General features: G+C 46.7%; 10 protein-coding genes. 3 read left to right on the forward strand and 7 right to left on the reverse strand.

Features of this window, described 5'->3' with window-relative positions; genetic code table 11:
• Positions 1 to 49 precede the first annotated feature (49 nt).
• On the reverse strand, positions 50 to 2,455 hold the full coding sequence (locus ACJJIQ_RS11540; RefSeq protein ID WP_445364676.1) for a TonB-dependent receptor: 2,406 nt from the start codon (positions 2,453 to 2,455) through the stop codon (positions 50 to 52).
• A gap of 509 nt (positions 2,456 to 2,964) precedes the next feature.
• A complete protein-coding gene (locus ACJJIQ_RS11545; RefSeq protein WP_445364677.1) occupies positions 2,965 to 5,181 on the reverse strand; it encodes a M3 family metallopeptidase in 2,217 nt (738 codons plus the stop codon).
• Between the two features lie 905 nt (positions 5,182 to 6,086).
• Here ACJJIQ_RS11545 and ACJJIQ_RS11550 point away from each other — a divergent pair.
• Both ACJJIQ_RS11550 and ACJJIQ_RS11555 read left to right on the forward strand, forming a co-directional pair.
• A complete protein-coding gene (locus ACJJIQ_RS11550; RefSeq protein ID WP_445364678.1) occupies positions 6,087 to 7,037 on the forward strand; it encodes a right-handed parallel beta-helix repeat-containing protein in 951 nt (316 codons plus the stop codon).
• A gap of 307 nt (positions 7,038 to 7,344) precedes the next feature.
• A complete protein-coding gene (locus ACJJIQ_RS11555) occupies positions 7,345 to 8,307 on the forward strand; it encodes a right-handed parallel beta-helix repeat-containing protein (RefSeq protein WP_445364679.1) in 963 nt (320 codons plus the stop codon).
• A 117-nt stretch (positions 8,308 to 8,424) separates the two neighbouring features.
• Here the strand turns inward: ACJJIQ_RS11555 and ACJJIQ_RS11560 are convergent, their stop codons facing one another.
• From ACJJIQ_RS11560 to ACJJIQ_RS11570, 3 genes are all read right to left on the reverse strand, one after another.
• Entirely contained in the window at positions 8,425 to 8,805 is a 381-nt protein-coding gene (locus ACJJIQ_RS11560) for a RidA family protein (protein WP_445364680.1), read from the reverse strand.
• An 11-nt stretch (positions 8,806 to 8,816) separates the two neighbouring features.
• Positions 8,817 to 9,185, reverse strand: coding sequence for a VOC family protein (locus ACJJIQ_RS11565; RefSeq protein WP_444896767.1), 369 nt, complete (start codon positions 9,183 to 9,185; stop codon positions 8,817 to 8,819).
• A 147-nt stretch (positions 9,186 to 9,332) separates the two neighbouring features.
• Positions 9,333 to 10,304 carry a LysR family transcriptional regulator gene (locus ACJJIQ_RS11570; protein ID WP_445364681.1) on the reverse strand — a complete coding sequence of 324 codons (972 nt, stop codon included), beginning with the start codon at positions 10,302 to 10,304 and terminating at the stop codon, positions 9,333 to 9,335.
• 95 nt (positions 10,305 to 10,399) lie between these two features.
• Here ACJJIQ_RS11570 and ACJJIQ_RS11575 point away from each other — a divergent pair, with 95 nt between their 5' ends.
• A complete protein-coding gene (locus ACJJIQ_RS11575; RefSeq protein WP_445364682.1) occupies positions 10,400 to 11,470 on the forward strand; it encodes an alkene reductase in 1,071 nt (356 codons plus the stop codon).
• A gap of 28 nt (positions 11,471 to 11,498) precedes the next feature.
• Here ACJJIQ_RS11575 and ACJJIQ_RS11580 read toward each other — a convergent pair whose 3' ends face one another.
• Entirely contained in the window at positions 11,499 to 12,314 is an 816-nt protein-coding gene (locus ACJJIQ_RS11580; RefSeq protein WP_413665245.1) for a DUF817 domain-containing protein, read from the reverse strand.
• 95 nt (positions 12,315 to 12,409) lie between these two features.
• Positions 12,410 to 13,117 (reverse strand): hypothetical protein, encoded by a 708-nt coding sequence (locus tag ACJJIQ_RS11585; RefSeq protein WP_445364683.1) that lies wholly within the window; start codon positions 13,115 to 13,117, stop codon positions 12,410 to 12,412.
• Positions 13,118 to 13,249: the final 132 nt, after the last annotated feature.

Raw genomic sequence — 13,249 nt, forward strand, 5'->3', positions numbered from 1 at the left:
CCCACTCAAACTACGCCCCTCAACATTGAATTACCAGAGGGGCTGCCAGTTAGAAATCGTAAGATACACGCAAGCCCACTGTACGAGGGCGGTTGGTGGTAATTCGCTTGGAATTATCCAGAGTATTAATAAACAACTCTGCGCGCTCATCAGTGAGATTCTCGACATAGAGCTCCGTACCCCAGTGGGATTCACGTAGACCGAAGGATGCATCCGCAGTTGTGTAGGCGTCCTGCTTATAGCGATCATTCGGGTCGATCACTATAGAACTCCAGGCTTCATCGCTATAGGCAACTCCGGCCTGCCAGTAGGCATCAAACCCGGCAAGCTCCCACTCGTAGCGAGCCCGCAGATTAAATTGCAGAGGAGGTGAAAGAGCCAGTTCACTACCTTCTGGGGCCACATTAGCTGCGCTTTCCGGCACATGGGTAATCTCGGTATCGTTGTAAGAAACAGCACCGATAAGTTGCAGGTTATCCGTGGGCAACCAGGTTACATCTGCCTCGATACCGCGAATCTCTGCATCCAGGGCATTATCCAGATAGAACAGGAAATAGACATCTGGATCAAATACCGCTGTCTGGATATCACTCCACTCTACATAGTAGATACTGCCATTAAACTGCAAGCTGTGATCCAGCAGTGTCGTTTTCCAGCCCGCTTCGTAGTTGTCGACGGTATCGGTAGTAATGGTGTAGGGAACGGTTGTGGTTTCGTTGCCATTACCTCCACCACGATTGTAAGCGGGAGGACGGAAGCCTTCTGAATAAGTGGCATACAGCAGCATGTCGTCAGTAGGTGTGTAACTGAGGGTGAATTTACTGATAACACCGCTCTCATTCATTGGCACATCAATCCCCATCTCATCCCACTTGGAATCGAGGTTATCGCCATACATATCCACGTCGACCCCACCGGCATTGCCAAATGAGGAATTGGCGGAGCCCAGCAGCTTCACATCAATATCGTAGTGGCGCAGGCCAACTGTAGCGCTGAGCTGATCATTGATGTCATATGTCAGCTCACCAAAAAAGGCCAACTGCTCTTCCTGACGGGTAATATCATTGAAAAACGCCACGCCCGCCGGCCGCGCACTAGTATCGATCGCGGTGGACTGCACCGGGTCGGTAGTATCAGGCGACCAGCCACGCGGATAGTTTTCTGGGAAGCCGAGATCGATGATTGAGGAATAAACAAAGTTACCCTGATCAAGGATTTCAATATCTTCGTAGAAGGCACCAATAGTCAGTCGCCAAGGGTTATCCTGCGGTGTAGAGAAACGCAGTTCGTGGCTGGTGCGAGTATTTTCTACAGTGCCAACATAGCCTTTGGTGGGGTCGTAGCAGGTATCCACGTAGTTACAGGTGTAGTAGGCCACATAGTTGCCCACATCGTTGTAACCGGTGTAATCCATCGACTGCTCCACCTCGCGGTCGAGATAGGCACCGGTATAAACTACATCCAAAGCGGCAATACGGCCTTCCAGGGTCCAGCTTGTCAGGTCGAAGCTGTCTTCCAGGGAATCCTCGAAATAGCGGCGCACTTCCAGATCACCTACCTCTTCCGGATCGTGATCGAAAACACCATCAGCCTCCAGATCCTGGTGCGAGTGCTGCACCAGCAGTGACCAGTCATCATTGATCACATAATTTACGCCAACGCGAACACCCTTGTAGCTGGAATCATTAAAATCTTCCTCTACCAAATCTTCATTGGTAGCACTCACAACAGGCAGGCCTTCCCAAGCCGGGTTTACTGAGGCATCAGGGGTGTATGTGCCAGCCACATTGTCAATGTAGCCCCCCTCATTGGACTGATAGGCTGCCATGCGCAGGGCCAGCCTGTCCTCAATCAAGGGCAGGTTAATCATAGTTTCCAGGCTGTCGGACAACTCGCCACCCTTGGTGGTTGCCAATCCTGCTTCGATGCTGAGATCGAATTCATCCAACTGCGGTTTATTGGTAATCAGGCGCACCGTGCCCGCCTGTGAGCTGGCACCAAACAAAGTGCCCTGGGGGCCCTTCAGGACTTCGACCCGCTCAATATCAGTAACGTAAATATCCAAATTCCTGCCACCGATACTCACCGGTGACTCATCCAAATACAGCGCGACATTGGGTGCGGTGCCATTAGCCTGCGATAGCTGGGTGGCGATGGTTTCAGTGGCCATACCGCGAATGTAAATTGAAGACTGCCCGGGACCACGGCCACCGGCAGTGACATTGGGCATAAAGCGGATATAATCATCAAAGTTGGAGACATTCAGGTTTTCCAGGCTCTCCTCCCCCAGAGCTTGAACCGTCACCGGAATATCCTGTGCGCTTTCAGCACGCTTGGTCGCTGTAACCGTCACCTCCTCGATTTGTCTCGGCACGGCGAGTGTCGACTGACTACCCAATAGCGCTGCACCTGTCGCCACCAGTATGGCGCTGTGCAATTTGCTTTTCTCAAACACAGACTTCTCCTTGAGTTCACTTTAATTCTTATTTCGCCCAATAACCCAGGCGCAGGTTCTCAATACCCTTGTACCAACCCTTCATTTGCTTAGTGCTGTAATTATTTGTCGGAAAATACAACAGTATTTCAACGCCAAAATGAACTGATCTAACCAATATAGAGAGGAAAAACTGCAGAAAAATAAGGCCGCCGGTACAAATTTTGGGCGGAATTCTATACAAAATTCTGCTAAAGTGGAAGTTTGTACAATTTTCACCCAGATGTGTAATTATCTTTTCCGCAAAACAGCAGTCCCTTTTATGTATTTTTTAGGGGTGTAATATTTTGAGATCAAAAAATTACACCCCAAAGAGTTCATGGACCTATCTCGGGGTGGCGAGTCAAGCAGGAATAACCGCAAGGGCGAATAGGGTCGATATAGGAGTGGGGGAAGTTTCGGGAGAGAGAAATAAAAAAGGCCGCATCAATTGATGCGGCCTTTTTTTAGCTACTGGTCACTACTCCCAGTTAATCCTTAACAGCGATAGTAGTCTTTTTCTTTTCAGGGACCGGGAAGCCACGATCGCGCATTAACGCTTCGATATTGGCATCGCGACCACGGAAAGAGCGGTAAGCGTCTGCCGGGTCCAGCGCATTGCGAGGAGCGAACAAGTATTTCACCAGTCTCGCAGCTACTTCCTTATCGTAGAAGCCACCTTTGGACTCGGCGAAAGCCTCAGAGGCATCGGAGGTCAGTACGTCGGCCCACATGTAGCCGTAGTAGCTGGCCGCATAGCCTTCACCGGAGAAGATATGACCAAAATGAGGAGAGCGGTGACGCATCACCAGTTCATCCGGCATACCCAGCTTCTTCAAAGTTTCACGCTCAAACTTGTCTGGATCGATACCTTCAGGGTCAGCAGTGTGGAACTTCATATCCACCAGTGCAGATGCCAGGTACTCAGTAGTGCTAAAGCCTGAGTTGAACTTGGCTGCTTTCTTGATCTTTTTCACCAGATCCGCAGGGATCGGCTCACCAGTTTTGTAGTGCACCAGATAGTTATCGATTACCGCATCGGTAGACAACCAGCGCTCCAGCAGCTGAGACTGAAACTCAGTGTAGTCACGCACACCGCCATTTAAGGTCGGATAAGTAACGTTGGACGCAAGGAAGTGCAGCGCATGGCCAAACTCGTGGAAGAAAGTCTCTGCATCATCCCAGCTTACCAGTACAGGCTCACCGGGAGCGCCCTTGATAAAGTTGGAGTTGTTGGAAGAGAGAACGTTCTTCTTACCATCGAAAGTGGAGTGGTCGCGGTACATGGTTGCCCAGGCTCCAGAACGCTTACCCGCGCGAGCAAATGGGTCCAGGTACCAGAGGCCGATATGGTCGCCGCTCGTCTTATCGGTAACTTCCCAGACCTTAACATCTTCATGGAATACCGGTACTGAGCCTTCCTTCACTGGAGTGAACTCAAAATTGAACAGCTCTCCAGCCACATAGAACATGGCTTCACGCAGGTTATCCAGCTGCAAGTACTGTTTAACTTCATCGGAGTTCAGGTCGTACTTGGCCTTGCGAACTTTTTCTGCGTAGTAGCGGTAGTCCCAGGGCTCAATAGTGATATTGGCTTTCTCGGCATCAGCCACAGCCTGCATATCAGCCACTTCTTCCTTCACGCGACCAACTGCCGCCGGCCATACCGCTTCCATCAACTCCATGGCGCGCTCAGGCGATTTCGCCATACGATCGCGCAGGCGCCACTGAGCGTAGTTGTCGAAACCTTGCAGGCCAACACGTTCGTCGCGCAGCTTCAGGATTTCAGCGATGATAGCGTTGTTATCGTGCTCATCACCATTGTCGCCACGGCTGTAGTAATTGGTCCAAATCTGCTTACGCAGCTCGCGATTGTCAGAGTAAGTCAGGAAGGGATCCATGGAGGAGCGGGTATTGGTAATAGCGTACTTACCTTTTTCGCCCTTCTCTTCCGCCAGGGCCGCCGCAGCAGCGACAAAGGAATCCGGCAGGCCACCCAGCTGATCTTTAGTCAGGAAGATGTCGTAGCCTTCCTCATCAGCCAGTACATTATTGGAGAACTTTGTATAGAGTTCCGCCAAGCGCTTATTGATTTCTGCATAGCGCTCTTTCTTTTCCCCTTCAAGGGTGGCGCCATTGGTTGCGAACTGGGTATATACCAGCTCGACTACACGCTTCTGCTCAGCGTCCAGGTCCATCGATTCACGCTGATCATAGATAGACTTGATACGCTTAAAGAGGGCCTTGTTCTGGTAAATCTTGGACTCGTAGTCAGCCCACAGAGGTGCCAGTTCGCGCTGAACCTCACGGAATTCCGGGGAGGACATATTGCCGGCCCAGATCCCATAATAAGAAGATGCACGCCCCAACTCTGCACCACTGCGCTCCATCGGAACGAAAGTGTTGGCGAAAGTAGGCTTGGCAGGATCGGCGGCTATGGCGTCCAGCTCTGCCAGATTCATCTCAATACCCTTCTCAATTGCGGGCTTGAGATCTTCAAGATTCATCTTGTCAAACGCAGGAACACCACCAAAAGGACCTGTCCACTCCGCCAATAGCATGTTGCTGGCGTGCTCAGGACTTACAGCCATGGACTTCTCGGCATTCACGGTATCTTTGACCACCTCAGCCTGTTGTGTCTTTTCACCACAACCGCCCACTACCGCAAGAGCTGCGGCCACGGATAGTGCGATCATTGTTTGACGCATCGGTATCTCCTCTAGGATAGAGCTTTGTAATAGTTTTAAGAGCGGGAGTTTAACCCCAGTTGGCCTATGCCCGCCAATACTACCGCCATTCTCAGCCAAGGCTGCGACAGAGTGAAAGAAATACACGACGACTTCCTTCGACTTTGACCATATGGTCTAGAAACGCCTGCTGCCCACACTTCGGCCGCTTAATAGTCCTTTTCTAAAGTAACCAAATCGGTAAATTCGACCCAAATCCCCTACCCGGTCAAAGTCAGCGTATTTCCGTCACCGCCGGAATCTCACTTAAAACTCAACATAAATAAAGCCTTCAGCAGCCAGCTAATATAACTCCACACCTTTGTTTACCTTTTGAAAATAAAAGTGCGCTGTCTTGCAGCTAAAACTGAGCCTTTAAATCAGAGGAGTTTTGGAGCAGCAATCAAAATTTCACTTACAACAGTAAACGACCTATAAAGCCGCACCTAAACTCAACACAAACAAACACATTTAAATATATTTAGAAAAACCTATTCCCATTCATAATTAGATGGAAACTTTTCTTCTACTCAAAAAACCCTCTCCAACATAAAAGTCACGATTACTGGAAATATTTCCCCATAAGAAAATGCAATGAGTGACAACCCGCAAAACCATCAGAATATTTACCATATATATCAATGAAATTCGGAAATAAAGCTAAGGGCGCTCAATAAACTCAACCACCTTATGTAATTTTTTATAATTATTTCCATTAAAAAATACTATTAAAACTTCAAAACAATATTTATCTAATCAAGACAGATCGGGCAATATTTAAACGAAAAGCAGGTGCTCTTTTTCAGGCACAAATAACAAATCCGGAAATCTGGCTTTTTATTTTATTTATACATTCGCTCAACTGATTAAAAGTTAGGGATAGACTCATGCAAAAGAAATCCATTTTACCACTTAGCGCAGCTATAGCCGTCTTATCAATGGGTATTGCCTCAGGCTCACAAGCTCAGGCGGTTAGCTGTGGTGACGTAATAACCTCTCCGACCACCCTCGACAGTGATTTAGTCTGCACTATTGCTGATGAATTTTCTGTCGCAATAGCAATTGAGGGACCATCTGGCAGCCTTTCAATGGGAGATTACAGTTTAACCTGTTCCACCAATGAATTTGGCACAGGTATTATTTTACTGGAAAGTGGCGCCCGGCTTAGCGGGGGTAGCGTAATCGGTTGCGGCGATGCTGTGACTGTTGGAGGGGATGGTAACCATTTTGTTACAGGTGTCACTATCACTGATTTTGGTGATGATGCTGTATATGTCGAAAGCGATTTCAATGTGGTCAGCAACATGACAATCACTGGAGATGGGTGGGATTCCGATGAAGGTATCGATATCCAGGGTAATAACAATCTAGTCAACAACAATCTAGTTGAAAATGCTGGTGACGAAGGTATTGAAGTTGCAGGAGACTACAATACGGTTACCTTTAACGAGGTCTATTTTTCAGGAAATGATGGCATTGAAATTGACGGTATTTTTGCAAATATCACCAACAACATATCCGCCTTCAATGGTAGCAGCGGTATTGAAATTGATAGTGACAACGGCACTATCTCTCTAAATAATGTTACTGATAACGAGGAAGGGGGAATCGACCTAGATCAAGGCGACAGTAATAGTATTGTCAATAACAACGTTGTTGATAATGGCACTTATGGAATATTTATTTCGGACGATGAACCTACCAACAATACGATTTCTGGTAATTTCTCTGAGGGCCAAACCTACGACTTATTTGATGCAGTTGACTTTGATTGCTCAGGCAGTAATACCTGGCAAAACAATACATTTACCACATCTGATCCCTCTTGTTTAGATTAAATACTTGAGGGAATTTACAAGCAAGCAATTCAAGAACTTATAAATAGCCAACCTCCTTGTCAACCCACTTTAAACCTTAAGGCGATTCTCTTTCCCAAAAAGAGAATCGCCATTCAATTAAAAGGTTGCGCACCCACAACCATTAATAAATAGTTTTACTGTCGACATTAGCAGACACTTAAATCCGTCTCAACAATAAGAGACCATATCCGACAGATTAAAAGATACAGACACCTTAAATTACTCCGCTAAATATTCTCAATAAAAAGATATCTACACTTATTAAATCTGTTAAAAGGAGTTAGACATGTTGTACCCCAACCATTACCTTCAAATTCTATCCGCGGCACTACTTTCTCTAGGTGCTTCCCTATCACCAAGCATTAACGCTGTAGAATGCGGCGATATCATTACAGAGCCCGCAACACTAACAGAAGATCTAACCTGTTCAATCAGTGACCCAAATAGCGCAGCTCTCACTATTCAAGGACCAAGTGGCAGCCTATATATGGCAGGATTCTCACTTACCTGTTCCGGACTGGATCAGTCAAACGGGATAGTCCTTACAGGCTCATCCGGTGAACTATCCACAGGCACAATTAATGGCTGTAACGATGCAGTAGTACTATCAGAAGGTGGGCTTCATACTGTATACGGCATTAATATTTTACTTCCGCTCGACGACGCCATTGTAGTAAGCAGCAACAGCAATACTGTTATTGGGAACTTCACATTAGGCGATGGAAGTGATTCAGATGATGGCATTGACATTAACGGTAATTACAATTTTATCTCTCAAAATGTTATTGAGCTTTCGGGCGACGAGGGTATGGAGGTAGATGGCATTGCCAATACAATAATAGACAACACAATTACCGGCTCAGATAGTGATGGAATCGAGCTAGATGGAAACTTCTCTATTTTTATATCAAACACAATCCTAAGCAACGACAATTCAGGTCTTGTTATTGGAGGAAGTTCATGCACCATTTCAAATAATACTGTAATAGGAAGTGGATCCTCTGGGATTACATTACAAAGCTTAGCTTCCAATAACAGCATTACCCAAAATACCAGCAGTAACAATGGTGCTTATGGTATTTACGTTGCAGGCGTGGATACTACAGGCAACAGCATTGTTTTTAACACTGTAACAGGAAATGGAATATTCGACCTTTTCGACTTATTCGAGACTGAAGATTGTAGCAACAACAATAACCTTTGGTCAGGAAACACATTCTCAAGTGCCTATCCAAACTGTCTAGAGTGAATTCCTGACAATCTAAAAGGGTTATTGCTTTTACTATATGTGAGTAATAACCCTATTAGGATCATCAAGGCAGCTGAAACTACAAGATTAATCGTGCAGTCAGTCAGATCAAGATAACTATGAGACAACGGCATCCATCTCAATTTCCACCAACCAATTAGGGTCAATAAACCCCTTAACCTCCACAAAAGTACAGGCAGGGCGAATATCTGAAAACAGTTCCCCATGTGCCCTGGCCGCATCTTCCCAGCGCTTTATATCAACTAACATAATCCGGGTTCTAATAACGTCAGGCAGATGTCCACCAGCCTCCTTCAGAGCAGCGACCGCAATATCCAAGCAGAGTTTGGTCTGGCCATAAACATCACCGATAAAGGCAGTTTTGCCCTCTGATATAGGAGCGGTCCCCGATATAGCGATTTGCCCCCCGATCCTACAGGCTCTTGAAAACCCTATGGGATTCTCAAGGTATGAACCGGAACTTACCAATTTTCTCACTTTAACTCCTTCTAACGAGTAAATACGGCTATTTTATTTCCATCCAAATCCCTAAAATAGGCCCCATAAAAAGATTCCGAATTCCTATAGCCTGGATCACCTTCAGATGTCCCTCCAAGTCCAAGCGCTATAGAAAAAATCTTATCGACTTTATCAATACTGCCAACGTTAAGGGCTAACATTGTACCGTTACCAATACTCGCCGGCTTTTCATCATAGGGAGCAGTAACAGCAAGTTTTGTGGAGGAGCCTTTAAACTGCCAGAAAATAACTGTATCAGAGTGATAAACTTCCTCTGCAGCAATAGGGGCTAAAATCTTGCAATAAAACAGCCCCGCCCTGGGCAAGTTATTTGTACCTAATGTTATATGAGAAATCATGTCGTAAAGCACCCTATTGGGAAAGTAAAACCTAAGATTTTATGGTCTAATCGCTAAAGCAACTACTGTATTTCAAAGTTTTCAATCCGTGATCAGGTCTCTATTTAGTGAGAACGGCACCTCCAGATTATTGCCCCTACCTATAATCTACAAATTCCCAGTAGTCAACGGGCAGGTTTCATATTGGCACAGCTGGTGATCAGGACCGAACTCAAACCGGCCTTTAATTTCATTTAAATACTCCAACAGTGCCGAGACTCTCTTGGGCTTATTGACTCCGGGCCGATAGACTACATAAATTGGCATAAATATCGCGTGCCATTCAGGAAATATTCGTATTAACTCCTGCTTCTCCAACTCGCAGATCATGCTGTTAACCGGAATTTGAGCTATTCCCACCCCGCCAGCAGCAGCCCTTATTGCCGTTTCTGGATTGCCACAATGGAAGTTACTTCGCACTTCGATAGATTCCGTTTTGTTTTCGGATACCAGAGTCCAAAAAGCAGACTCAGGGGCAGTCCCGGCTGTAATACAATTGTGCTGCCTGAGCTCCTGGGGTGACTCAGGTATTCCGTACTCCCTTAAATAGTCCGGACTGGCTACCAGAACCTGAGTCGTATACCCGATTTCTTTCGCCACCAAACGGTCATCGGCGATCTGCCCGACACGAATTGCCAGGTCTATACCCTGAATAAACAGGTCATCAAAAGTGTTGGATAGCTCCAGCGAGATTTGGGCTTTCGGCCACTGCTGGAGAAATGGAGGGAAAATATACTGGGCCAGGTAGCTCCCCATGGCCGGGGGGGCCGATACACGCAGCAACCCCTGTACTTGCTGCTCTATCTCCCGCACATCCTCGCGCAAGGATTTAAACTCCTCCACCAGTAAAGAGGCCCGGCGAAGGGTAACCCGGCCCGCATCAGTAATCTCAATTTTCCGTGTAGAGCGCTCCAGCAGCTTGGCTTGCAGTTGCTCTTCCAGCTTCGAAATGGCTTTGCTCACTGTAGATTTGGGCAGCCCTAGCTCCTCGGCACACTGGGTGAGACTCAGCAGTCTGCAAGTGGCCACAAAGATCGATAAAGTTCGAAAGTCTATAGTTTCCAAATTGCGAACAATCAATTTCCAAACACCTTATTGTTTCCAATAAGCTGTGAGCTTAGTCTGTGCGCCATCGATAGACAACTGCTTTTCGTGACAACATTGAGGCACACAAGATGACTGCGACACAGGATCTGTTTACAGGTATTCAATTAGGTGATGTGAAGCTTGCCAACCGTGCGGTGATGGCCCCCCTGACCCGCGCAAGAGCTGAAAACCACGTACCTACCCCTTTAATGGCTGAGTACTATGCACAGAGGGCTGGCGCCGGCCTGATTATTGCCGAGGCAACTATGGTGGCAGAGGGAACTTCAGCCTTTATTTCTGAGCCAGGTATCTACTCCCAGGAACAGATCGAAGGCTGGAGACAAGTGACTGACGCCGTTCACGAGAGAGGCGGCAAGATATTCCTGCAACTTTGGCACGGTGGGCGAGCCAGTCACCCCGATCTGAATAATGGCACAACGCCGGTTGCAGCCAGCCCAATCGCCATTGACGATACGGTTCACACACCGGACGGAAAAAAACCTTACACCACCCCAAGATCCCTTGAAACTGTGGAGATCCCAGGAATTATCGCGGCTTTTAAACAGGGAGCAATCAATGCTAGAGATGCTGGCTTCGATGGAGTTGAGGTTCATGGTGCAAACGGCTATCTCTTGGACAGTTTTTTGCGGGATGGCTCAAACCTTAGAACAGACGAGTACGGTGGGTCTTTAGAGAATCGTGCACGCTTGCTGTTTGAAGTTCTGGAAGCCGTTATCGAAGTTTGGGGCTCCGGCAAAGTTGGATTGCGAACTTCTCCCCTAAACGGATTCAACAGCATGCGCGATAGCGATCCTGAGGGACACACTCGCTGGCTTGCATCAAAATTGAATGAATATAATTTGGCCTACTGGCACTTGATGCGAGCCGACTTCCTCGGCGAGCAACTCGGAGATGTATTGACTCCAGCAAGGGAACTGTATCAGGGCAATCTGATTGGCAATATGGGGTACGGGCGAGATGAGGCCAATACAGCCATTGGGCAGCAGCAAGTAGATGCGGTTGCCTTCGGCGTTCCATTCCTGGCGAACCCGGACCTGCTAAAGCGTTTTAAAGCCGATGCGAGCTTAAATGAAGCAGACCCAAACACCTTCTATACCGGTGGCGCAAACGGATATACCGATTACCCCACAATGCCCTAACCTTTAAGGAGTAAGCAGCTAGGTCGCCTTAAGCGGGCGACCTGCTTTCCGTACTCGGAGCACCAGCAGTCTCGGAGCGGATCTTCACGTTATTAATCAGTGAGACCAGTACAAAACTCAGCAGCATCAGTAGATACCATGAACTGAGCTTCGCCAGAGATACCATTTGCCATTCATGGGATTGATTAGGGTAAATCCATATATTTGCAAAAGTAGCAATGTTTTCAGCAAACCAAATAAACAGTGCTACCAGCAACCACCCCAAAAGAAGCGGCATAGAGCGATGCTTTTCAACGACCTTAAAGTAAATATTGGTTCGATAAAACAATAACACTGTTCCCGCTAGTAACGCCCAGCGGAAATCCCAGATATAGTGATGTGTAAAGAAGTTGACATAGATAAACACAACCAGAACAACTGTCAGCAATTTCGATGGATAGTGAGAATATTCAAATTCAAAAATTCGCCACACTCGAGCAATGTAACTGCCCACTGCGCTATACATGAACCCTGTAAACAGTGGCACATTACCAATCCCAAAGAAATACTCTTCCGGGTAACTCCATGAGCCAATAGCGTCAGATGTCTTAAATATCTCCATGACGGTCGCAACGACATGAAATACGACAATAACTATTGACTCCCTGAATGTTTCCAGTTTTGTAGCTAGAAGAAAGACCTGAAAGGCTATAGCAGCCAGAAAGATAAAGTCATACCGGTGAATCGATTCCAGTGGATACCAATAGTTGGTGACAATCATAATTCCCAGCAAGAAGCCACCGAAAATACAGGCATAAGCCTGCCTCAAGCCAAACAACCAGAACTCACGAATATATCGTTTCAAATCCACACTTGATAACACTGCAAACAACACCTAAGTGGAAAATTTCTGTGGCTTCAAGCCTACCGATTCCAATACCTTTCTATCTTTAGAAAAAACTATCTGACATTTATGTTTTTAAATCCAAACTCTTTACTCCCGGCCTTAAAGCCGAGATTCAAGATTTCAGTATAGTTCTCAGGGACTTCAAAAAACACGATTTCCAGCTCGGCCTCAGAACCGCGGGGAAGCTCCAGATATACCATTCCCCTCACTTCCTGCCCACCCCTAAATGCCTCATACTCCTTGAAGACAGCGCCATCTTTCATAATCAGGCGCCAGGAGGAAAGCCTTACTTTTTGCCGACTTCTCCGATTAGTCACGGTCATACGGCACTGCACTGTACCACCCTGCCTTACACAATTATTGTGATGAATCTCGACCCCTTGCAGGTAAACAGCACCACCTTCAGAAGTCGTTTTTGGAAGACCCGCAACAAAATCCGGACTGTGATACTCCTTCCCCAGAATAAAAAATGAAAAACAAGAGATCGAATAAGCCAAAACCACAACCACACCAAATAGGTAGCGATTTTTTAAGTAGCTCCAAATACAAAGAGATAGAGAAGTGCACACAATCACAATAGCCATAAAGGCTACAAAATACTCAGGACGCCATATGCCGTATAGGTAAATCATGGGCTCAGGAAATAGATACTGGGTAAGTGCCCATAACACTGCTACTAATGCCGACAATACGCCCAATATTTTTGCAGCAAAAAACTTCCTGCGACTAACTGAGTAATGTCCCTTTACCATATCTGTCATTTTGCTTTATCCCTATACAACCAGCGTCAAGCTGGTTAGCTAGCACTGCTGACAAGTCACTTAAGCTTCAAGCCAGCGCAAAATGGTACATGATACAGATTTAAAGACCGAAATCGATTACACCTTATTTCT

The organism is Microbulbifer maximicatervae (SeqCode) (assembly GCF_052468295.1).